The organism is Gordonia namibiensis NBRC 108229 (assembly GCF_000298235.1).
Taxonomy (GTDB): Bacteria; Actinomycetota; Actinomycetes; order Mycobacteriales; family Mycobacteriaceae; genus Gordonia; species Gordonia namibiensis.
This window is the reverse complement of sequence record NZ_BAHE01000010.1, coordinates 193,325-215,364: the sequence shown is the minus strand read 5'-3', so window position 1 is coordinate 215,364 and position 22,040 is coordinate 193,325. Positions and strand designations below refer to the sequence as shown.

Below are 22,040 nucleotides of genomic sequence, written 5' to 3'. Positions count from 1 at the left end.
AATCTTTCTGGTACTCAGAGTTGCACTTACCTGTCCCGAGCGCAATGACTTCCGGGTGTGGAATCGAGATGTTCATTCGAAAATCTGTTCGATAGACTGTTCGGGTGGGCTGGGATCAGGGACCTCCGACGTGGTCGGAGATGGAGCGGGTGCTCTCCGGTCGCGCGCCCGACGGCGGGCGTCCGGGCACCGCCTTCGGTCCCGACGACAGCGACCACGCGATGTTCCCGGGCGACGGCGGCGACAGCCCGGCCTGGTCGCGCAAACGCGGCGCCTACCAGGCGGAGGACATCGCGCGCGGCTCGTCGTCGGTGGCCTATGCCGAACTCCACGCCCACAGCTCGTACAGCTTCCTCGACGGCGCGTCGATGCCGGAGGAACTGGTCGAGGAGGCCGAACGCCTCGGGCTCCAGGCGCTGGCGGTCACCGATCACGACGGCTTCTACGGCATCGTCCGGTTCGCGGAGGCCGCCCGCGAGTTCGCGATGCCGACCGTCTTCGGTGCCGAGCTGTCGCTGGAACCCGACATCGCCCGGACCGGCCTCAACGATCCGCCGGGAGAACATCTGCTGGTCCTCGCGCGCGACGGGGAGGGTTACCGGCGGTTGTCGCGGACCATCGCCGAGGCGCACATGGTGGCGGGTGAGAAGGGGTTGCTGCGCTACGACCGCGACGCGCTGGCCGGTGCGGGCGACGGACACTGGCTGGTCCTCACCGGTTGCCGGAAGGGTGCGGTCCGGCGTGCGCTGGACCGCGGCGGCGTCCCGGCCGCGGAGATCGCGCTGCGGGAGATGATCGAGACCTACGGCCACGGCAACGTCGTCCTCGAACTCACCGCACAGGGCATGCCCGACGACGACGAACGCAACGGTGTGCTCGCCGGTCTCGCCGCCCGCGTCGGGGTGCCGACGGTTGCGACCACCGGTGCGCACTTCGCCGCACCCCGACGCCGCCGGCTGGCGATGGCGATGGCGGCGGTACGGGCACGCACCGACATCGAGACCATCGCCGGCTGGATGCCGGGTGTCGCCGGCGCACACCTGCGCAGCGGAGACGAGATGGCCCGGTTGATGCCCGCGCACCTCGACGCGATCGACAACGCGGTCGGCATCGCCGCCGACTGCGCCTTCGAGCTCGGTCTGATCGCACCGGAGTTGCCGCCGTTCGACGTGCCGGAGGGGTACACGGAGGCCAGCTGGCTGCGCGAACTCACCATGACCCGCGCCCGGCGTCGATACGGCACACCGGTCGAACATCCGCAGGCCTACCGGCAGATCGAACACGAACTGGCCATCATCGAAACCCTCACGTTCCCCGGCTATTTCCTCGTCGTCGCCGACATCGTCGACTTCTGCAAGGCCAACGACATCCTGTGTCAGGGCCGGGGGAGTGCCGCCAACTCGGCGGTCTGTTACGCGTTGGGGATCACCAACGTCGACCCGGTCGCCAACAAGCTGCTGTTCGAGCGGTTCCTCGCCCCAGAGCGCGACGGGCCACCCGACATCGACATCGACATCGAGTCCGACCGTCGTGAGGAGGCCATTCAGTACGTCTACCGCCGGTACGGCCGGGATCGCAGCGCCCAGGTGGCCAACGTCATCACCTATCGCGGCCGCTCGGCGATCCGGGACATGGCGCGGGCGCTGGGGTATGCGCCCGGGCAGCAGGACGCCTGGGCCAAGTCCCCGGACACCGCGCCTTCCGACGTGACCGATCTGGCCGGTGAGATCCTGGGCATGCCACGGCATCTGGGCATCCACTCCGGTGGCATGGTGATCTGTGACCGGCCCATCGCCGACGTCTGCCCCACGGAGTGGGCGCGGATGGAGAACCGCAGCGTGCTGCAGTGGGACAAGGACGACTGCGCGGCCATCGGGCTGGTCAAGTTCGACATGCTCGGTCTCGGGATGCTCTCGGCGCTGCACTACGCGATCGATCTGGTCGCCGAGCACAAGGGCATCGAGGTCGATCTCGCCACACTCGACCTCGCCGAACCGGCGGTCTACGAGATGCTGTGCCGCGCCGACTCGGTCGGCGTGTTCCAGGTGGAGTCCCGCGCCCAGATGGCGACCCTGCCGCGGCTGAAACCGCGTTGTTTCTACGACCTCGTCGTCGAGGTGGCGCTGATCCGTCCCGGTCCCATCCAGGGTGGTTCGGTGCATCCCTTCATCAAGCGACGCAACGGAGACGAGCCGGTCACCGTCGAACACCCGTCGATGCACAAGGCCCTCGAGCGGACGCTGGGGGTGCCGCTGTTCCAGGAACAGTTGATGCAGCTGGCCGTCGACGTCGCGGGCTTCGACGCCTCCGAGGCCGACCAGCTGCGTCGGGCGATGGGCTCCAAACGGTCGCCGGAGAAGATGGAACGCCTGCGCAAACGCTTCTATGCCGGGATGGAAGAGCTCCACGGCATCACCGGGGACGCCGCCGACCGCATCTTCGAGAAGATGGCCGCGTTCGCCAACTTCGGCTTCCCGGAGAGTCATTCGCAGAGTTTCGCCTCGCTGGTCTTCTACTCGTCGTGGTTCAAGCTGCATCACCCGGCCGCGTTCTGCGCGGCGCTGCTGCGGGCCCAACCGATGGGTTTCTACTCGCCGCAGACGCTGGTCGCCGACGCCCGACGGCACGGGGTCGCGGTCCATCGTCCCGACATCAACGCCTCCCTGGCGCACGCGACGCTGGAGAACGAGGGCCTCGATGTGCGGCTGGGGCTCGACGAGGTGCGCGGGGTCGGGGAGGAGGCGGCCCAGCGGATCGTCGACCGGCGCGCCGACGGACCGTACACCGACATCACCGACGTCTCCCGTCGGGCCGCGTTGAGCGCCAAGGAACTCGAGGGTCTCGCCGGGGCCGGGGCATTCGACGGTTTCGGTCTCAGTAGGCGCCAGGCGCTCTGGGAGGCCGGTGCGGCCGCGACCGTCCGCGACGACCAGCTGGAACTCCGCTCGGCGGGTGCCACGCCGACGCTGCCCGGTCTGTCCGACATCGAACTGGCGGCCACCGACGCCTGGGCCACCGGCATCACCCCGAAGTCGTATCCGACGCAGTTCCTGCGCCCTCGGCTCGATGCGATGGGGGTGGTGGCGGCGGACCGGTTGCTGTCGGTGCCCGACGGTGCACGCGTACTGATCGGTGGGGCGGTGACACACCGCCAACGACCTGCAACGGCCTCCGGCGTGACCTTCATCAATCTCGAAGACGAGACCGGAATGGTCAACGTGGTGTGTTCCGTCGGCCTCTGGGCGCGGTACCGTGTACTGGCACAGACCGCACCGGCATTGCTGGTGCGCGGTCGGGTACAAAATGCCGAAGGCGCGGTGACCGTCGTCGCAGATCGTTTGCAGCGCATGGATCTTCGGGTGGGAACCAGATCCAGGGACTGGCAGTAGCCCGTGGGGGGCCTGCCGGAGTGACAAACTACGAATCGGGGAAATCGATGTCGCAGCAGGTCGTGGTGACCGTCAAGCCGAAGAGCAGCAAGGGTCCGCTGGTGGAGGCCGGACCCGACGGAGCCCTCACCATCTACGTTCGCGAACCCGCCACCGAGGGGCGTGCCAACAAGGCGGTCGCCGAGCTGCTCGCCTCACATCTAGGCGTACCCAAGAGCAAAGTCGCGCTCATCGGCGGGGCCACCGCCCGCACCAAGCGGTACCGCGTCGACTAGACGGCGCCGGCGAAACCGTTCTGCCGCCACGCCTCGTAGACGACGATGCTCGCCGCGTTGGCGAGGTTGTGCGATCGACGACCGGCGAGCATCGGGATGCGCACCCGGTCGGTGACCTCGGGTTCGGCGAGCACCTCGTCGGGCAGACCCGTGGGTTCCGGACCGAACAGCAGCACATCGCCGGGCCGGTAGTCGACGTCGGTGTGATATCTCTCCGCGTGCGCGGTGAACGCGAACACGCGCTCGGGCTTTAACGTGGTCCAGGCCGTCACCAGGTTGGGATGCACGGTCACGTTGGCCATCTCGTGATAGTCCAGCCCCGCCCGCTTGACCTGGGCGTCGGACATCGAGAACCCCAACGGCTCGATGAGATGCAGTTCGCACCCGGTGTTGGCGGCCAGCCGGATCGCGTTTCCGGTGTTCGGCGGGATACAGGGCTGATAGAACATGATCCGGAACATGATGTGCTCAGCGTAGTCGCCGGGCTCGACGCCGATGACAGCGCGCGGAGGTCCGCTACAGGTCGAACCCCGTGTTCGCCCCGCACAGCACGATACACAGCGTCGAATCCGGTTCCGGGTGAACCGCTCCGGTGGTCACCGCGGCGACGGCCGCGGCGGTGCCGTGTTCGACGAGGATGCGGTGCGAGTCCCACAGCATACGCCGCGCGTCGAAGAGTTGGGCGTCGGTCACCAGCACGCTGTCGACGTCGGGGCGCTGCGCGGCGGTCTCCCAGCAGATGTCGCCGACGCGGGTGGCGCCGAGGGAGTCGGCGGCGACGCTCTCGAGTTCGACCGGGACCGGTGCCCCCGCCGCCCGTGCCTGGTGGAGACAGGAGGCCCCGAGGGGTTCGGCGCCCACGAGCCGATCGCCGGGACGCAGCGTCGCCGCGAGACCGGCCAGCAGGCCGCCTCCGCCGACGCAGACCACGGTGGTGAGCGGACCGGGAAAGTCCTCGGTCATCTCGAGGCCGATCGTGCCCGCGCCCGCGACGATGTCGGGCAGGTCGTAGGCGTGCAGAGCTAACGCGCCGGTGGTCGCGGCCAGTTCGCCTGCGGCGTCGGCGGCGTCCTGATATCGCAGCCCGACGAGATGGACCTGCGCGCCCAGGGTGCGCAACGTCTGGACCTTGACCTCGGGCGCGGTCTCCGGGATCACGACGGTGCACGGCACGCCGGCTATCCGTGCGGCCCACGCCGCGCCGATCGCCGCGTTGCCTCCGGACGCGACGAGGACGCCGGCGTCGGTCAGCGCTCCCTGGGCGCGTGCGTGCAGCGTCGCCCACAGGCTTCCCCGCACCTTGAAACAGCCGCCGAGCTGGAGGTATTCGAGTTTGAACACGACGTTGCGGGGGCCGTCGACGGTCTCGATGACGGTGCGCAGTGTCGGTGTCCGCCGCAGGAGAGGGGAGATGGTTGCCGCAGCGAGGTCGACGTCGGCCCGTGTTGCTCTCACGGCACTGACAGTAGTGGCTCACATCGCAGTCGTCGTGGATGGAAGAATGTCGGGCGTGACCGCGATACGACTTGACGGCAAGACCACGCGCGACGAGATCTTCGCAGATCTCACCGAACGGGTGAACACACTGCGCGAGGCGGGCATCACCCCCGGTCTGGGCACCGTGCTCGTCGGTGACGACCCGGGCTCGCATTCCTATGTGAAGGGCAAGCATTCGGACTGCGCCCGCATCGGGGTCGCCTCCATCCGCAAGGATCTGCCGGCCGACGCCACCACCGAGCAGCTCAACGCGGCGATCGACGAACTGAACGCCGACCCGGCCTGCACCGGGTACATCGTGCAGCTGCCGCTGCCCAAGCACCTCGACGAGAACGCGGCGCTCGAGCGGATCGATCCGCTCAAGGACGCCGACGGACTGCACCCGATCAACCTCGGTCGCCTGGTCCTGGGCAAGGAGTCGACGCTCCCGTGCACGCCGCGCGGCGTCATCCATCTCCTCCGTCGTTACGACATCCCGATCGCCGGTGCGCGCGTCACCGTCGTGGGTCGCGGCGTCACCATCGGCCGGCCGATCGGCCTGCTGCTGACACGGCGTAGCGAGAACGCCACCGTCACCCTCTGCCACACCGGCACCGCCGATCTCCGGTCCGAGGTCGAGCGCGCCGACATCGTCGTCGCGGCTGCCGGCGTCCCGCATCTGATCACCAAGGACATGGTGAAGCCGGGTGCCGCGGTCATCGACGTGGGCGTCAGCCGAACCGACGACGGCCTCGTCGGCGACGTCCATCCCGACGTGTGGGAGGTCGCCGGACACGTCTCGCCGAACCCCGGCGGGGTCGGACCGCTCACGCGTGCCTTCCTGCTCGTCAACGTCGTCGAACGGGCCGAGCAGCAACTCGCCGCCCAGCAGGCCGCCACCGGAGCCGTCGCCGGCGTTGAGGGCGGCGGCACGGCGTGAGCCCGGACGAGCCGCGGGTCGGTCCGGCGGGAGCGGATGTGCCCTCGTCGGATCCGAATCGGCTGCGGCCGTCGGCCCCCGGTGACGGACATCACGACGCCGCACCCGGGCCCGAGCCGGTGCAGGGGGTGCGCGCTGTTCTCGTCCAGATCCCGTACCTGCTGGTCATGCTGGGTGTCCTGGCAGCAGCGCTGCTCGTGATGTTCGACCGTTGGCGCCGCGGATCCTTCGTGTTCGGCACGGCACTTCTCGTCGGAGCACTGCTCCGTGCGTTCATCCCAGCGTCCCGGGCGGGATTACTGCAGGTCAGAGGAAAATTATTCGATGTGTCCGTGATGGCGACGGTCGGCGGCGTAATGCTCTGGCTCGCCACGTCGATCGACTCTTTGGGCACGGATTGATTACAATAGAGACCTGCGCGTGACCTTCAGGCCGAGTGGTCGCGCCTGACCAGGCAACTCTCTCTGCCGAGCACTGAGTACGACGCTGGGGCAGACGCACCGACCGCTGGAGTACGTATCACTGCAACACCGACCGATGACCATGTGAATGAAGTGACGTCGATGGGCGTGTCGGCAGGCGCCGGCATGATCCACTACGTCCTGCTGACGCGTGACGATCTCGGCCGCAGCGTGGTGGATTCCCGCGTCATCGACGTCGACCCGACCGACGGCCTCGACGGCGCGGGTCGAGTCAACGCCGGAATCGACGTCATGCTCGGCGCCGCCCGTGAGGCCGACGCCCGGGTGGGGCCGATCGGCGTGGCCGCGCGTACCCCCGCCCAACGACGCCATCTGCGATCACGGGGGAGCGGGCCGCGCCGCCAGATCCGTCTGGTCGCCGAGGACGAGGCGGTGGTCGCCTGCCTCGCCGACACCGGCGAGATCGATCGTTTCTCCACCGCCGTCGTCGTCGACTGCGGCGACACCGGCATGTCGATCTACACCGTCGATCCGAGCAGTCGCCGGATCACCGGGCTCGAACGCTCGACGGTCCTCAGCGGACGTCGCCTCGACCGCGCCATCGCCGCGAACCTCACCGCAGACAACCCATCGCTCGGTGAGGCCGCTCGGACGCGCGCCGGACGCAGCGAACTGCTCAGTGCCTGCCGGACCGCCAAAGAAGAGATCGCCTACGGACACTCAGGAGCCGGTTCCGACGGCCCCTCGGTGGCCCTCCCCGGCGGCGCGGGACGGGTCGCGCTGACCGAGTCCCAGGTGGCGAACGCGGTCGCACCGATGGTCCGCGAGGCACGCGAGGTGTTCGACCGCTACGTCGCCGAGGCGTCCGCCCGTGGCGTCACCCCGGATGCGGTGGTCTTCGTCGGTGGTCTCGCCAATCTGCCCGCGGTCCGCGACATGGCCCGCGGCCACGACTTCGACACGGTGTGCCCGTCGACCCCGGAACTGGTCGCGGCGACCGGGGCGGCACTTCTGGCCGGCGAAACCTATTCGGGCACAACCCGACTCGCCTTCATCGGCGGGCAGCGGCAGCGCGAGTGGTTGTCGGCCACACCGCTCGCCGCCGCGGGCGCGATCATCGCCGCGGTCCTGATCACCTTCTACGCGATCAGCTCGTCGTTCGCCGACCGCGACGTCCCCGAGCCGTCGTCGACGGTCGGCAGCGTCCCCGCGGTCGCCACATCGAGCGAGCAGAGTTCGGAGCCGGTGCCGACGACCGAGGCCCCGGTGACGCAGGTTCCGGACCAACCGGTCGAACAGACCTACGAGCAGCCCGTCCAACCGCTGCAGCCGGCGGAACCGCCGGCATGGAACGAACAGCCGGGCTGGGCCACCACCGAGTTGCCGCCGACCGCGCCGTCGACCGGGACGACCAGCACGCGCACGCTGTCGCCGTTCCCGTGGCCGACGCTGCCGTTCGCGCCGGGCTCGACGCCGCCCCCGATCCCGCCGACCCTGCTGCCCAAGGAGATCCGGCCGCGCAACACCACGCCGGCTCCGCCGCCGCTGACCCAGCCGACGCCGTACAAGCCGGCACCCAGTCAGTCGTCGGGGTCATCGCCCAGTGAAGAGACGCCGCAATCCGGAGCCGTTCGCACGGCACCCCCGGCGTCGTCGAGCACCCCGGTCCCCGTCCCGCGCTGAGCGCAGGCGGCCGGTTACTGGAATCCGGGAGGGCCGGGATCAGGCGTCGCGGCGTGCGAGCTCGACAGTGCGCTTGAGCAGGTCGCTGATGGCGTCGAACTCGGTGAGGAAGCCGTCGTGTCCGGTGTCGGATCGCACGACCTGCAGGCCGCCGACGCAGTTGCCCAGTTCTTCGGCGAGCTCGGCCTGTAATCGCAACGGGTACAGGCGATCCGAGTCGATTCCGCCGACGATGACCGGGACCTTGCACTCGTTGAGCGCCTTCTTGATGCCGCCGCGGTTGCGGCCGACGTCGTGATGGTTGAGGACCTCGGTGAGCACCACGTAGCTGCCCGGGTCGAAGCGCTGCATCAGCTTTGACGCCTGATGCTCGAGGTAGCTCTGCACGGCGTAACGACCGCCGAGCAACGGCTGCTCGTCGCCCTGCGGTTTGTTCTCGAACCGCTCGTCGAGCTCGGGTTCGCTGCGGTAGGACAGGTGTGCGATCTGGCGGGCGATGCCCATGCCGGTCAGCGGTGTCTGTCCGGTTCCGTGGTAGTTGCCGCCTTGCCAGGCCGGGTCGGACTTGATGGCGGCGATCTGTGTGGTCTGGATGCCGATCTGGTCGGCGGTGGCGCGGGCGCCGACGGCCAGCACCAGTGCGCTACGGACGCGATCGGGGTACTCGATGGCCCACTCGAGCGCGCGGGCGCCACCCATCGAACCGCCGAGAACTGCTCCGACACTGCGGATTCCGAGGCGGTCGAGGAGTGCGACCTCGGCGCGGACCTGGTCGAGCACGGTGATCTGCGGGAAGCGTGAACCCCAGGGTCGACCGTCTGACGCGAGGGACCCGGGACCCGTCGATCCCTTGCACCCACCGAGCACGTTGGCCGAGATGACGCACCACTCGTCGGTGTCGATCGCCTGGCCCGGGCCGATGAGGCCGTCCCACCAACCGGGCGTCTCGTGCTCGGCGTCGGCGGGACCGGTGACGTGGGAGTCGCCGGTGAGGGCATGCAGGGTGAGGATGACGTTGTCGCGGGACGGCGACAACGTCCCCCAGCGCTGGAACGCCAGGGTGACGTTGTCGATCCGTTCACCGCTGTCGAGAGGCAGTGAGCCGATGCTCATGCCGACGAGCTTCCCGTCCGGGACCGATTCCCAGTCGGGCTGATCAGACGCTTGCGCGTTCAGGTCGATACTCACCGACAAAACTGCCTCACCTGTCCTATTTGGCGGCTGCGAAGCCCTGTTCGAGGTCCGCCAGGATGTCGTCGATTCCCTCGATACCCACGGCCAGGCGCACCAGGCCCGGGGTGACACCCGCGGCGAGCTGCTCCTCCGGGGTCAGCTGGCTGTGGGTGGTCGAGGCCGGATGGATGACCAGCGAACGGACGTCACCGATGTTGGCCACATGGCTGTGCAGGGTCAGGGCGTCGACGAACTTCTTGCCCGCGTCCACACCGCCGTTGATCTCGAAGGCGATGATCGCACCCTGGCCCTTGGGGGCGAGTTCCTGGCCGCGCTGGTACCACGGCGAGGACTCGAGGCCGGCGTAGGCGACGGACTCGACCTGGGCGTGGCCCTCCAGGAACTTCGCGACCTTCTGCGCGTTCGAGACGTGGCGCTCGATGCGCAGGCTCAAGGTCTCGAGACCCTGGGCGAGCAGGAAGGCGTTGAACGGGGCGATCGCCGCACCGGTGTCGCGCAGCCACTGGACGCGGGCCTTCAGGGCGTAGGCCGGAGCGCCGAGGTCGGCGAAGACCGCACCGTGGTAGCTGGGGTCCGGGGTGGTGAAGCCGGGGAACAGGTCCTTGCCGTCACGCTGGACGCGCCAGTCGAAGGTGCCGCCGTCGACGATCACGCCGCCGATCGCGGTGCCGTGGCCGCCGATGTACTTGGTGGCCGAGTGGACGACGACGTCGGCGCCGTGGGCCAGCGGATTGATCAGGTACGGGGTGGCGACGGTGTTGTCGATGATCAGCGGCAGGCCGTTGCGGTGCGCGACCTCCGAGATGCCCTTGATGTCGAGGATCTCGTTGTTGGGGTTGGAGATCGACTCGCCGTACAGCGCCCGGGTGTTGTCCTTGATGGCGGCCTGCCACGACGCGGGGTCCTCGGGATCCTCGACGAAGCTCACCTCGACGCCCAGCTTCGGCAGGGTGTAGTGGAAGAGGTTGTAGGTGCCGCCGTACAGACGGGGGCTCGACACCACGTGACCGCCGGTCTCGACGATGTTCAGGATCGCGTAGGTCTCGGCGGCCTGACCCGACGCGACGAGCAGAGCCGCGACGCCACCCTCCAGGGCCGCGATCCGCTGCTCGACCGCATCCTGGGTCGGGTTCATGATGCGGGTGTAGATGTTGCCCGGCTCCGCGAGACCGAAGAGGTTCGCCGCATGCTGCGTGTCGTTGAAGACGTAGGAGGTGGTCTGGTAGATCGGCAGCGCCCGAGCGTTGGTGGCTGCATCGGCAGCCTGGCCTACGTGGACCTGCTTGGTCTCGAAGCTCCAGTTGTCGGCTGGATTGGTGCCTTCGTTGGCATCAGACATGACTGTTGATCACTTTCTACGGTCGGCAGGGCCAAACTCGACCCTGTTGGGGTCCGACCTTCGGACCCGCGCTTGCCGGGGCTTCGCTTCCGCGATCCCACAACCCGGTCATCACCCGGAGCACCCCACCGCGGTTGGAGGGTTGCCGATCAGCTAGCCGGGGCTTGTCGCTGATACTCATGACCTGGCGACAAGGATATAACACGGATGTGAGTGCCAGAGAACCCTCCCGGTCACGCCGAATCGAAGTCCTCGTCAGCCACCCGAACCGTGTAGTGGACGTGTCCTCCGAGCGGGTGAAATCGGCGGATGAGCAGCGTGAATCACCTGTTCAGAATCGTTAGCATTTCTCAGCGTCCTGTCAGGTTCGCTTTCTCCCCTTAGAGTTCCGGTCAACCCCGGTGAAGACGCCTCTTCATCCCTGAAGCGTGTCCGGGAGTGGTGAGGAGTGGGCCTCGTGGGGGCAATGGAGCATCTCAGGTCGCGTCGGCCGTCGTTTCTGATCGCAACCGCGACCGGCGTGGCGGTCGCCGCATCTTTCGGCTTGGTCGGCGGTGTCCCGGAAGCGAAGGCGGACTCGTGTGGCGCGGGTGCGGTCGTCATCGTGGGCGGCACCAACGACCCGGAGGGGCAGCACCTCGTCGGCGTCAAACAGCGCTACACCGGGCTCGGACCCGACAACAGCCCCGACCCGAACTCCCCGTACGCCGGCGAGGGCGCCTACAAGGTCATCTACGCCGACTATCCGACGACCCTGTGGCCCCTGGGAGCGACGGGTTATGACTCGAGTGTCGCGCAGGGGACCGCGGCAACCAAGTCGGCGATTGCCGGTTATCAGTCACAGTGTCAGGGCAAGCCCGTCGTCGTGGCCGGCTATTCGCAGGGCGCCCGCGTCGCCGGCGACGTGCTGTCCGAGATCGGGAACGGCACGGTCGGCGAGATCGCCGCGATCGACGAGAACGGCGAGCCGATCCTCGACGACGAGGGCAACCCGGTCATGGTGACCATCGACCCGGACGTCATCAGCGGCGAGCTGTACTCCGATCCGCGGCGCGCCGGCGACAAGACCGGGCGAGGTATCGAGCTGTCGCTGATCGGTGTGATCCCCGGTCTGACGATGTCGGGCCCGCGCGGCGCGAACGGTGCGGACGCGGGATTCGGGACGGTCTCCGATCGCGTGGTCTCGGTGTGCATCGACGGCGACCCCATCTGCGACCTGCCGGACCCGCTGTACGACCCGATCGGTGCCATCGACGGCATCCTCGGATACCAGACGAAGCACTTCCTCTACCCATGGGCGATGTACCGCGACCCCGCGTCGCAGTGGGATACGCGGCCGGTCTCGTGCAGCGGCACGGGGACCCCGTCCGGGACGGTCTGCATGGTGGGGGCCAAGTCGGCGTTCGCCGAGCTGGTCCAGGGCTGGGCGAAGGACATCGGGTACACCGGCGAGATCGGCGACTTCCTGTCCGGCCGTCCGACGATCGGCCTGCCGCTCGGCATCACGCTGGCCAATCTGCAACCCGTCGTGCGGCTGGTCCAGGGTTTCCTGCCCCCGCTGCCGCAACTCGGTTACGGCGCCTACCTGCCCGACCTCTTCGTGTTCGAGGACATCCTGCAGGGCATCGTCAGTCTGTCCCCGGCACGACTCATGCGCGGTGTGACTGCTCTCGCGGACAGCGTGCGCAGCATCGTGCTGCTGCCGGTGAACTTCGTGCGGTACTGGGCGGGCGCGATCGTCGGACCGACGATCACCTCGCAGCCGAACACCCTTGCACTGCCGGCCGACAATGACTCCTCGGCATCGGTGGCGCTGGCCCGGTTCGTCGCCACGGTCGACGACGATCCCGAGGCCACGGCTCCAGAAGTCGAGGCGTCGGGCAGCGGCAGCGGTTCGCCCGCGGTCACCGAGGTGGCCGACGGTCAGTCGATCGGCGACCCGTCTGCGGGCACGGACACCTCGGCGCCGGTCACCGACCACGACAACACTCCGGCCGGTGGTGGAGACGGGACCGACTCGTCGACCGGCGGCACCGACCCGGGCGTCACGCGGTCGGAGACCGACTCGTCGGCCGGACCGTCGTCGGATGACGGCGCCTCGGGTGCGGGTGGTCCTGACAGCGACACCGACGATTCCGGCGGCACCGACTCCGGGACCTCGGATTCGAGCGGTTCCGACAGCGGCTCCGGCTCGGGCTCCGGGGGCTCGGATTCGAGCGGTTCCGGCGGCGGCGACAGCAGTAGCGGAGGTTCGAAGTCGGACTCCGGTGGCAGTGGCTCGGATTCCAGCAGCTCCGACGGCAGCGGTGGCGGTTCGGACAGTTCTTCCGGCGGTGATTCCGGCTCGGAGTAGGCGCTGTACAACGACTGGTCGTTTGCTGTGTGAACGAACTCACCGGCCGTCGGGGAATGGTGGTGCCGGAGTGCCGGTTGGCATGAGGCGTGCCTGAAGCCCCCACGACGACCACCGGTGCACCGGACGACCTCGCCATCGACGTGCTCGACGACGCGACGTCGGACGTCGCAGAGCGCCCCTCCTCGGGGATCTCGAGCCGAGCCCGCAGGCTGACCATCCTCGCGCTCGCCCTCGGCGGTTTCGGAATCGGAACCACCGAGTTCGTCGCGATGGGTCTGCTGCCGAACATCGCCGGTTCACTCGGTGTCTCCGAACCCACCGCCGGTCACGTCATCTCGGCCTACGCACTCGGTGTGGTGGTCGGCGCTCCGCTGATCGCCGCACTCACGGCGCGGATGTCGCGGCGGGTCCTGCTGATCTCCCTGATGGTGGCGTTCACCGTCGGAAACCTCGCCACCGTCCTGGCGCCGTCGTACGGGCTCCTCCTGGTGGCGCGATTCGTCGCCGGTCTCCCGCACGGCGCGTACTTCGGCGTCGCGGCGCTGGTCGCTGCGCACATGGCAGGTCCGCGGAATCGGGCCAAGGCAGTCGGGCAGGTGATGCTCGGCCTGTCGGTCGCGAACGTCGTCGGCGTGCCTGCTGCGGCCTGGCTGGGGGAGACGTTCGGTTGGCGCACCGCGTTCGCGATCGTCGTCGTCATCGGCGTCGCGACGGTCGTTTCGCTGATCCGCGTGCTGCCGAGCCTGTCGGGCATGACGATCACCGACCCGCTGACCGAACTCGGCGCGCTCCGGCGATCGCAGGTGTGGTTCACCCTGGTGATCGGTGTCGTCGGCTTCGGCGGGATGTTCGCCTTTTACACGTACCTGAACTCGGCCCTCACCTCGGTGACGGGACTGCCGGTCTCGGTCGTCCCGATCGCCTTGATGCTGTACGGGCTGGGCATGGTGACCGGCAACTTCGTCGGCGGCTGGGCGGCCGACCGCAACGTCTCGACCGCGATTCTCGCCGGGCTGTCCACCAGTGCGGTAACGCTCGCCGCCTTCGCCGTACTCGCCGAGAATGCCTGGGCAGCACTCATGCTCACGTATCTCGTCGCGCTGACCGGTACGACCATGATCCCCGCGCTACAGACACGCCTCATGGACGTCGCGGCCGACGCCCAGACGTTGGCCGCCGCCCTCAACCACTCGGCGCTCAACATCGCCAACGCCGCAGGTGCGTTCCTCGGGGGCGTGGTGGTCGGTGCAGGGTGGGGATTCCTGTCACCGGCGGTGATCGGCGCCGTCCTGGCAGTCGCCGGCATCGCGGTCGCGGTCGTCGCGTTCGTGACCGCGCGAACGCGCCCGGTAGTCGCTTGAGGGGGCGTCAGCCGTTGGTCGGCGGCGTCGCGATCGTCTTCGACAGGTAGAGCGGTTCGCCGAGCTTGTTGATCAGCTCGAGCTGCGTCTCGAGGTAGTCGATGTGCTCTTCTTCGTCCGCGAGGATCTTCTCGAGGAGGTTCGCGCTGGTGATGTCGCCCTTCTCGCGGCACATCGCGACGCCCGGGCGCAGGCGTTCGACGACCTCGACCTCGATCGCCATGTCCGACTCGAACTGTTCGCGGATGGACTGACCGATGCGCAGCGGCAGCAGGCGCTGGTAGTTGGGCAGCGCATCGAGGAAGAGGATGCGGTCGGTGAGAATCTCCGCGTGAGTCATCTCCTCGATGGACTCGGCGCGGGTCTTGGCGGCGATCTCCGTGAGACCCCAGCTCTCCTGCATCTTCGCGTGGAGGAAGTACTGGTTGATCGCGGTCAGCTCACTCGTGAGCTGCTCGTTGAGAAGAGCAATGACCTCGTCGTCGCCACGCATTTGACAGCCTCCCGTTAGCCGAACACTTGTAGTGATGAAGCTAACACGGCAAAACGCCCCGCGCGCGTCACTCGCGCGAGGTTGTTGCTGGAGTTGTCGGAATCAGATCATGCAGCGCTCGTCGAGGTGGCCAGCCTTTCACTCAGGATGCTGTCGAGCTTCTCCAAGCAGGTGCCGCAGCCCTCGCCCGCGCCACAGCGGTCGCTGATGTCGTCGACGGTGTACGCACCGGCATCGCAGTGCTCATGAACCTCGTCGACGGTGACCGCGCGGCAAATACAAACGAACATCTCGGGACCTAACCTCGTGCCTGGATTAGGTAATGCTTACATACCTCTTCCGGGGTGCGCAAGGGTTGCCTTACCTCTTTCTCGTCTCATTCCGATACGTCGCGCAACCGTTCTCAAGCAGCGCAGCGGGCGTCGGCTTGTCGGACCGCATCCGTAGGATGTGGCCCCGTGCCACTCTCCATCTCCACGGTCAACGTCAACGGAATCCGCGCGGCGGTCAAGCATCGTTCCGAAACCAACCGCGGTTTCCTGCCCTGGTTGGAGGACTCGTCGCTCGACGTCGTACTGCTGCAGGAGGTGCGCGCGAGCGAGGATCTCGCCCGCGACGCGCTGGCCCCTGTCCTCGACGCCGGATGGCATCTCACGATGAGCGAGTCGTCGGTCAAGGGGCACGCCGGTGTCGGCGTGCTGACCCGCACCGAGCCGGCCGCGGTCCGGTTCGGCTTCGGGAGTGCGGAATTCGACGATCTCGGCCGCTACCTCGAGGTCGACCTCGACTCCGACCTCGGGCCGGTGACCGCGGCCAGTCTGTACCTCCCGAAGGGGGCGGCGCGCACCGACGCCGAGAAGGACATCGCCAAATACGAGGAGAAGGTGCGGTTCCTCGACGAGTTCGGCGCCCACCTCGGTCGGCTCGTCCGCAGCGGAAGCCACGTCGTCGTCGGCGGCGACTGGAACATCGCCCACGCCGAGGCGGACATCAAGAACTGGAAGGGCAACCTGAAGAGTCCGGGCTTCCTGCCGCATGAGCGCGCGTGGGTGGGTGGTCTCCTGGAATCCGGCTGGCACGACGTCACCCGTGAGCTCTATCCCGGTGAGAGCGGCCCGTACTCGTGGTGGTCGTGGCGCGGCAAGGCGTTCGACAACGATTCCGGCTGGCGGATCGACTACCAGCTCGCCAACCGCTCGCTCGCCGAGCGTGCGGTGAAGGCGACGGTCGACCGGGCTGCTGCATACGACCTGCGCTGGTCCGATCACGCGCCGGTCACCGTTGTCTACGAGTGAGGCGGGCGCCCGCGTAAAAGGGCTTTGCGCGTGGTGCGAAAATGGACCAATGAGTTCTGACGTCCCCGCATCCGGCGCCGCCCGCCCCCGCGTACTGTCGGGAATCCAGCCGACCAGCGATTCCTTCCACCTCGGCAACTACCTGGGTGCGGTTCGACAGTGGGTGGCCCTGCAGGACGATTTCGAGGCGTTCTACTTCATCCCGGACATGCATGCCATCACGGCGTCGTTCGATCCGAAGACACTGGCCGAGCGCACGCGGCTGTCGGTCGCGCAGTTGCTGGCCGTCGGCGTGGACCCCGAGCGCTCCACGATCTACGTTCAGTCGCACATCCCGGAGATCGCCGAGCTGACCTGGGTGCTGTCGTGCATCACCGGTTTCGGTGAGGCGAGCCGGATGACGCAGTTCAAGGACAAGTCGGCCAAGCAGGGCGTAGACGCCGCCGGCGTCGGCCTGTTCACCTATCCGATCCTGATGGCCGCGGACATCCTCGCGTTCCAGGTGGATCAGGTGCCGGTGGGTGAGGACCAGCGTCAGCACCTCGAACTCACCCGCGATCTCGCGCAGCGGTTCAACTCGCGGTTCGGCAAGGTCCTCAAGGTTCCCCAGGCGTACATCGTCAAGGAATTCGCCAAGATCTACGACCTGCAGAACCCGACCGCGAAGATGAGCAAGTCCGCCGAGACCGACAAGGGTCTCATCAATCTGCTCGACGAGCCGAAGAAGTCCGCCAAGAAGATCCGTTCGGCGGTGACCGACACCGAGACCGAGATCCGCTTCGACCCGGAGAACAAGCCCGGTGTCAGTAACCTGCTGACCATCCAGTCGGCGTTGAGCGGTACCCCGGTGGACGTCCTCGTCGACAAGTACCAGGGCAAGGGATACGGCGACCTGAAGGTCGAGACCGCCGACATCCTCGCCGAGTTCGTCACCCCGCTGCGCGGCCGCGTCACCGAGTACATGGACGATCCCGCGCAGCTCGACGTGATCCTCGCACGGGGCGCGGAGCGCGCCCGGTCGGTGGCCTCGGCGACCCTCGAGTCGGTCTATGACAAGGTGGGTTTCCTGTCACCGAGGCGCTGACACGGTCCTGAGTCCGGCGCCCTCGGCAACCCGACGAGGAGGCGTGCGGTGAGTTCGGTGGTCGATTCGGGGAAGTCGCTTGCAACGCGGGCGAAGTCGATCTACGAGGACCGGCGCGAACGCTGGCCGTGGCTTGACCATCTACTCCGAACCGTCGATCGCTACAACGACCGTCGCGGCAATCTGTATGCCGCGAGCATCAGCTTCAACGGCATCCTCGCGTTGGTCCCGATCATCATGGTCGCGTTCGCGGTTGCCGGCTTCGTGCTGGCCCGGCAGCCGGAGATGTTGCAGACCATCCAGGACGCAGTCGTGGAGAAGATGCCGGGGCAGCTGGGCGACCAGGTCTCCGACATCATCACCTCAGCCATCGACTCCCGCACCACGGTCGGTGTCGTCGGTCTTCTCGGTGCGGCGTTCACCGGCATCGGCTGGATCTCCGGCGTCCGCGCCGGCATGACCGAGATGTGGGGCGGCCGCGTTCAACGCAACGCGGTCATGTCGAAGGTATGGGACCTCGTGACTTTCGCCGGCCTCGGCGTGGCCTTCGCCGTGACAATGGCGATCACCGCGCTGGGCAACTCGGGTCTCACGCAGACGGTGCTGGGGTGGGTGGCTCTCGATGACGCGTCGTGGGCGCCGATCCTCGTCCGCGTGGTGTCGATCGCCGTGTCGATCCTCGCCACCTGGGCGTTGTTCACCTTCGTCATGGCCCGACTCCCGTTGGTGCAGTTGCCCTTCCGCAACACCCTCAAGGCCGGTCTGATCACCGCGGTCGCATTCGAGATCGTCAAGACGGTCGGCGGCCTCTACCTCCAGTCGGTGCTGAGCAGCCCGGCGGGCGTGGCGTTCGGTCCGATCCTCGGCGTCATGGTGTTCGCCTACCTCGCATCGCGCATCGTGCTCTACGCAGCCGCTTGGTGCGCAACCGACCCGGCGAACGCCGAGTTCCAGGTCGAGGAGGACCCAGACGCGGAACTGCATCGGCCCGTGGTCATCTCACCGACCGTCGAGGTCAGTCCGACGCCGCGGCCCGCGGCACTCGCAGCCGCCGCGGGCGTTGGTGCGGGGATCAGCGTGCTGATCGGATGGTTGTCGAGTCGAACGCGCTGAGCGGTGCCCCGGCATCGTGAGTGCCGGCCAGGATTCGGGCAAGACTGCCGCCGGACGTGAGTCCACCCAGCGCCATCGCGAACAGATCGTCGGCAAGGCGACGGTTCGCATCGTCGCTCTGGGGTGTGAACCAGTGCTGCATCCAATTGAGGATGCCGACCAGCGACAAGGCGGCGATTCGCGGGCTCACCGGGGGATTGAACTCACCACGCCTGACTCCGTCGTCGATCAGATCTTCCAGGATGCCCATATATCTCGCATCCATCTCGGTGAACTTCCCGAACTTGTCGGACAGGTCGGTGCGTCCGATGTTGCGTAGGTACACGAACGCCGCGGGGTAGTGGTCGCTGAACACGCGTACTTGAATCCGGAAGAGCGTGCGTAGCCTTATGGTCGCCGACTGCTGGTCGTCGTTGCGTAGCTGTTCGAGGTCTGCGAGCAGTACTTCCGCCGGACGTTCCACGACCGCGAGCAGCAACTCTTCTTTGTTTTGCACGTAGTTGTAGATGCTGCCCTTGAGGATTCCCACACGCGCGGCGATGTCCTCGAGGGTTGCGCTGTCGTATCCGCGGCTCCGGAACTCCTCGGCCGCCGCCTCGACGACGTCTGTCCAACGACTCGGACGAGCCATCGTTCCTCCTGTTCCGAATCGGGCGGGGCCGCTTCGTTGTTCGGCGACCGAGCGGCAACCGATGGTTAGTGGGTCGAATCCGATCGTAGGTCGTAGCGGACGGGGCACCGCGTCATCCCGCGTGTCAGGAGAGTCGGCGCCCACGAGACCGGGTCGTCGGGATCGAGCGCCAGGCCACTGAGCCGACTGATGGCGGCCGGTACCGCGATCGAGGTCTCCAGCCTGGCCAGAGGCGCGCCCAGACAATAGTGCAGCCCGGCGCTGAAGCCGAGTTGACGGCCGGCGCGCCGCGAGGCCTGGAAGATGTCCGGGTTCTCGAATGCAGACGGGTCGCGGTTGGCACTGGACAGGAAGAGGAAGACCCGCTCGCCGGCACGCATCTGTTTGCCGCCCCACACCATGTCCTCGGTCACGAGTCGGACCACGCTTTTGGCCGGCCCGTCATACCGGAGGAGCTCGTCGACGAGCCCGTTGACCTGAGCCAGATCGGAGGGATCGACGGCACGATGCTCTTCCGGGTGGTCCAAGAGGGCCAGAATTCCGTTCCCGATGAGGTTTGTGGTGGTCTCGTGGCCGGCAAACAACAGCAGGACACCGGTGGCGATCACCTCGTCGTGGCTGAGCGAGTCGTCGTTCTCCCTGGCAGAGATCAGCATCGAGATCAGATCGTCGGACGGCGACTTCTCGTGGTCGGCGACCAGTTCAGCGAGGTAGGTGGTGAGTTCCTTCATCCCGCGTGCACCGCGCCGGTGGCGCTCGTCGTCGCCGAGACTTCCGAATACGAGCCCACTGATCTGGTCCGACCAGTCTTTGAAACGGTCACGATCCTCGCGGGGAACGCCCAGCATTTCAGCGATCACCGAGGATGTGAGCGGATAGGCGTAGTCGCCGATGAGGTCGATTCGGCTGTCGCCGCGCTCAATCGCCCGGTCGAGCAATTCAGTGGCGATCGTTTCGATTGCCGGCCGCATCCTCGATACAGAGCGCGGAGTGAACGCGCGGCTGAGAAGTCGGCGTAGTCGTGTGTGGTCCGGCGGATCCTTGAACACCATCCAGTCGTCGAGGACACCGAAAGCTTCGCGCAACAACGGGTCGGTTCCAGGCCTACTCAGAACGTTCTCGCGGTAGGGAGTGATGCGGTTCGAGGTGAAACGCGGGTCCTTGAGCGCAGCGGTTACGTCGTCGAAGGAGGTGATGAACCAGGACTTGTACCGAGCGTTCCAGTGAACGGGGTCCTGCGCACGCAGCATCGCGAAGATCGGGTACGGGTCGGCCAGCGCGGTTGGATCGAGCAGGTCGACGTTCGCGACCTCGGTTCCCGACGTGGTCATGAAGCCTCCAGAATCGTCATGGCACAGGCATTTCCGTCCAGAACGGAGACACCTCCACCCATCGTTTCGACCAGGCCGAGTCGTGCCGACTCGACCTGTCTGCTGCCGGCCTGTCCGCGGAGCTGCCACGTGACCTCCGCGACCTGCGCCAATCCGGTTGCGCCCAGAGGGTGTCCGCGTGACAGCAGTCCGCCGGAGGGATTGACCGGCATGTCGCCGCCGAGTGCTGTCCTCCCGGTCGCAGCCGCCGCACCGCCCTCGCCAGGGGCGGCAATTCCCAGGGCCTCGGTCGTCACGATCTCGCCGATGGTGAACGCATCGTGAACCTCGAAGACATCGATGTCGTCAATGGAACCGATTGCGGCGGCATCGAGTACATCCACGGTGGCGTCCCGGACGATGTCGTGGCCCCACACATTGGGCGAGGTCTGGTCCCATACACGCCCGCTTCGCATCGTCGTCGCGCGCACGGTCACCTCTCCGGCGGCGCCCGTGGCCGGCGCCAGAATCGCGGCGGCGGCGCCGTCGCTGGTCGGGCAGCACTGCAGGAGCGTGAGCGGTTCGGCGATCATGCGTGACGCAAGCACCTCCTCGACGGTGAGGCGTTCGCGGAACGGCGCTCGCGGATTGCCTTGCGCGTGATTGCGGTTCTTGACCGATACCGCAGCCAGTTGTTCCGGCGTCACAGCCCCGTCGTGGAGGTATCGAGCGGCACTCATCCCGTAGAGCGCGGGCAGGGCGAGCCCGCTGAGGCCTTCGGGATCGGTCGTCTCGGGCACGATGGGGCCGGAAAAGGCGGTACTCATCTGCTCGACACCGAGGGCGAGTACACGTCCGTATCGACCGGTGCGAATTGCCTCGTGGGCCTCGATAAAGGCCGTTGTTCCGCTCGCGCAGGCATTTTCGACGGTGATGATCGGGACCTCGGTGATGCCGAGGCTGCGTAGGACCCGCTGGGCGACGCCGGGCGCTCCGAACACCGTTCCGACCCACACCGCGTCGACGGCATCGGAGCCGGCCTCGTCGAATGCTCCGGCGATGGCCTCGTAGGCGAGGGCCAAGAGGTCACGTCCCGGTTGCCGTCCGAACCGGGACATGCCCACGCCGTGTACCGCGACCCGGTTCATCGGCGCACCTCCTCGACGTGCGGATCTCCGCTGGACGTGAGGCCGACCAGGCGGACCCGGGCGCCGACGTCGACGGTCTCTCCGCTCGCTTGGGCCAGTACTCGAGGCCCGTTGTCGAGGTCGACGTAGGCCACCGTGTACGGCGGAACGTGATCGCCCACCGCGATGTGGATGGTGGTCCGGCTCCACACCACGCCGATGCCGACGAAATCCTCTGGGTGCACCTCGCCCGCGCAACCAGGGCAGCGCGGCCACTGGTAGGCGATCGCTCTCGCGCAGCGCGTGCACCGCGAACCGGAAACAGTCCAGGTGCCGTCGTCGCCGTGCTTCACGACCGGCCGCGGATCCACGCCTACACGGGTTTGCTCGCTTGTGTTCACGGTCACAAGATAAACAGACCTGGGGTTGGTTATCAATCGCTAGGTCGGTCGGGGAGTCCTCGAAAGCTGTTGCGAAAAGCCGGTTTCTTAGACCACCCTTGACACGCCGCAGTGAGTCAGATCACTATTGGGTCGGCAATAAACCAATATG

At 67.3% G+C, this 22,040-nt stretch carries 20 protein-coding genes and 1 riboswitch; of the genes, 10 read left to right on the top strand and 10 right to left on the bottom strand.

Features of this window, described 5'->3' with window-relative positions; all coding sequences use genetic code 11:
* Nucleotides 1-104: 104 nt before the first annotated feature.
* Together GONAM_RS06485 and GONAM_RS06480 are read left to right on the top strand one after the other, a co-directional pair.
* Nucleotides 105-3,389: an error-prone DNA polymerase gene (locus GONAM_RS06485; protein ID WP_006865970.1), complete on the top strand. Its 3,285-nt coding sequence runs from the start codon at nucleotides 105-107 to the stop codon at nucleotides 3,387-3,389.
* Between the two features lie 47 nt (nucleotides 3,390-3,436).
* Nucleotides 3,437-3,664, top strand: coding sequence for a DUF167 domain-containing protein (locus tag GONAM_RS06480; protein WP_005195902.1), 228 nt, complete (start codon nucleotides 3,437-3,439; stop codon nucleotides 3,662-3,664).
* On the opposite strand, the gene GONAM_RS06475 is transcribed toward GONAM_RS06480, so the two are convergent.
* Together GONAM_RS06475 and GONAM_RS06470 are read right to left on the bottom strand one after the other, a co-directional pair.
* The gene (locus GONAM_RS06475; protein WP_006359166.1) at nucleotides 3,661-4,125 is read right to left on the bottom strand and encodes a tRNA (cytidine(34)-2'-O)-methyltransferase; all 465 of its coding nucleotides are present in this window, start codon (nucleotides 4,123-4,125) and stop codon (nucleotides 3,661-3,663) included. The genes GONAM_RS06480 and GONAM_RS06475 overlap by 4 nt on opposite strands.
* 55 nt (nucleotides 4,126-4,180) lie before the next feature.
* A complete protein-coding gene (locus tag GONAM_RS06470) occupies nucleotides 4,181-5,119 on the bottom strand; it encodes a serine/threonine dehydratase (RefSeq protein WP_006865969.1) in 939 nt (312 codons plus the stop codon).
* Between the two features lie 55 nt (nucleotides 5,120-5,174).
* Between GONAM_RS06470 and GONAM_RS06465 the strand changes: the two genes are divergently transcribed.
* The 3 genes from GONAM_RS06465 to GONAM_RS06455 all read left to right on the top strand — a co-directional run bounded on the left by GONAM_RS06465 (nucleotide 5,175) and on the right by GONAM_RS06455 (nucleotide 8,185).
* Nucleotides 5,175-6,080 carry a bifunctional methylenetetrahydrofolate dehydrogenase/methenyltetrahydrofolate cyclohydrolase gene (locus tag GONAM_RS06465; RefSeq protein ID WP_217997544.1) on the top strand — a complete coding sequence of 302 codons (906 nt, stop codon included), beginning with the start codon at nucleotides 5,175-5,177 and terminating at the stop codon, nucleotides 6,078-6,080.
* Between the two features lie 119 nt (nucleotides 6,081-6,199).
* Nucleotides 6,200-6,481 carry a DUF3017 domain-containing protein gene (locus GONAM_RS06460; RefSeq protein WP_040535640.1) on the top strand — a complete coding sequence of 94 codons (282 nt, stop codon included), beginning with the start codon at nucleotides 6,200-6,202 and terminating at the stop codon, nucleotides 6,479-6,481.
* A gap of 162 nt (nucleotides 6,482-6,643) precedes the next feature.
* Nucleotides 6,644-8,185 (top strand): Hsp70 family protein, encoded by a 1,542-nt coding sequence (locus tag GONAM_RS06455; protein WP_006865966.1) that lies wholly within the window; start codon nucleotides 6,644-6,646, stop codon nucleotides 8,183-8,185.
* A gap of 39 nt (nucleotides 8,186-8,224) precedes the next feature.
* Here GONAM_RS06455 and metX read toward each other — a convergent pair whose 3' ends face one another.
* The gene (gene metX, locus GONAM_RS06450; protein WP_006865965.1) at nucleotides 8,225-9,379 is read right to left on the bottom strand and encodes a homoserine O-acetyltransferase MetX; all 1,155 of its coding nucleotides are present in this window, start codon (nucleotides 9,377-9,379) and stop codon (nucleotides 8,225-8,227) included.
* A gap of 16 nt (nucleotides 9,380-9,395) precedes the next feature.
* On the bottom strand, nucleotides 9,396-10,718 hold the full coding sequence (locus GONAM_RS06445) for a bifunctional o-acetylhomoserine/o-acetylserine sulfhydrylase (RefSeq protein ID WP_006865964.1): 1,323 nt from the start codon (nucleotides 10,716-10,718) through the stop codon (nucleotides 9,396-9,398).
* 63 nt (nucleotides 10,719-10,781) lie between these two features.
* Nucleotides 10,782-10,903, bottom strand: a riboswitch (SAM riboswitch).
* A gap of 272 nt (nucleotides 10,904-11,175) precedes the next feature.
* Here GONAM_RS06445 and GONAM_RS06440 point away from each other — a divergent pair.
* Both GONAM_RS06440 and GONAM_RS06435 read left to right on the top strand, forming a co-directional pair.
* Nucleotides 11,176-13,071, top strand: coding sequence for a cutinase family protein (locus GONAM_RS06440; protein ID WP_006865963.1), 1,896 nt, complete (start codon nucleotides 11,176-11,178; stop codon nucleotides 13,069-13,071).
* A gap of 89 nt (nucleotides 13,072-13,160) precedes the next feature.
* Complete coding sequence (locus GONAM_RS06435) at nucleotides 13,161-14,435, top strand: MFS transporter (protein WP_006865962.1); 1,275 nt, start codon at nucleotides 13,161-13,163, stop codon at nucleotides 14,433-14,435.
* 7 nt (nucleotides 14,436-14,442) lie between these two features.
* Here GONAM_RS06435 and bfr read toward each other — a convergent pair whose 3' ends face one another.
* Nucleotides 14,443-14,928, bottom strand: coding sequence for a bacterioferritin (gene bfr, locus GONAM_RS06430; RefSeq protein ID WP_005195922.1), 486 nt, complete (start codon nucleotides 14,926-14,928; stop codon nucleotides 14,443-14,445).
* A gap of 107 nt (nucleotides 14,929-15,035) precedes the next feature.
* Nucleotides 15,036-15,218, bottom strand: a complete 183-nt coding sequence (locus GONAM_RS06425; RefSeq protein ID WP_006865961.1) for a (2Fe-2S)-binding protein — start codon at nucleotides 15,216-15,218, stop codon at nucleotides 15,036-15,038.
* Nucleotides 15,219-15,386: 168 nt separating this feature from the next.
* Between GONAM_RS06425 and GONAM_RS06420 the strand changes: the two genes are divergently transcribed.
* From GONAM_RS06420 to yhjD, 3 genes are read left to right on the top strand one after another with little or no spacing between them, the layout of a single operon-like run.
* Nucleotides 15,387-16,223: an exodeoxyribonuclease III gene (locus tag GONAM_RS06420; RefSeq protein ID WP_006865960.1), complete on the top strand. Its 837-nt coding sequence runs from the start codon at nucleotides 15,387-15,389 to the stop codon at nucleotides 16,221-16,223.
* Nucleotides 16,224-16,272: 49 nt separating this feature from the next.
* Entirely contained in the window at nucleotides 16,273-17,307 is a 1,035-nt protein-coding gene (gene trpS, locus GONAM_RS06415; RefSeq protein WP_006865959.1) for a tryptophan--tRNA ligase, read from the top strand.
* A gap of 48 nt (nucleotides 17,308-17,355) precedes the next feature.
* Complete coding sequence (gene yhjD, locus GONAM_RS06410; RefSeq protein WP_006865958.1) at nucleotides 17,356-18,420, top strand: inner membrane protein YhjD; 1,065 nt, start codon at nucleotides 17,356-17,358, stop codon at nucleotides 18,418-18,420.
* Here the strand turns inward: yhjD and GONAM_RS06405 are convergent.
* The 4 genes from GONAM_RS06405 to GONAM_RS22915 form a co-directional block, all read right to left on the bottom strand.
* Nucleotides 18,380-19,051, bottom strand: coding sequence for a TetR/AcrR family transcriptional regulator (locus tag GONAM_RS06405; protein WP_006865957.1), 672 nt, complete (start codon nucleotides 19,049-19,051; stop codon nucleotides 18,380-18,382). The genes yhjD and GONAM_RS06405 overlap by 41 nt on opposite strands.
* A 65-nt stretch (nucleotides 19,052-19,116) precedes the next feature.
* On the bottom strand, nucleotides 19,117-20,382 hold the full coding sequence (locus tag GONAM_RS06400) for a cytochrome P450 (protein WP_006865956.1): 1,266 nt from the start codon (nucleotides 20,380-20,382) through the stop codon (nucleotides 19,117-19,119).
* Nucleotides 20,379-21,509, bottom strand: coding sequence for a thiolase family protein (locus tag GONAM_RS06395; RefSeq protein ID WP_006865955.1), 1,131 nt, complete (start codon nucleotides 21,507-21,509; stop codon nucleotides 20,379-20,381). The genes GONAM_RS06400 and GONAM_RS06395 overlap by 4 nt, the downstream gene beginning before the upstream one ends.
* Nucleotides 21,506-21,733, bottom strand: coding sequence for a Zn-ribbon domain-containing OB-fold protein (locus tag GONAM_RS22915; RefSeq protein WP_245548583.1), 228 nt, complete (start codon nucleotides 21,731-21,733; stop codon nucleotides 21,506-21,508). The genes GONAM_RS06395 and GONAM_RS22915 overlap by 4 nt, the downstream gene beginning before the upstream one ends.
* Nucleotides 21,734-22,040 lie beyond the last annotated feature (307 nt).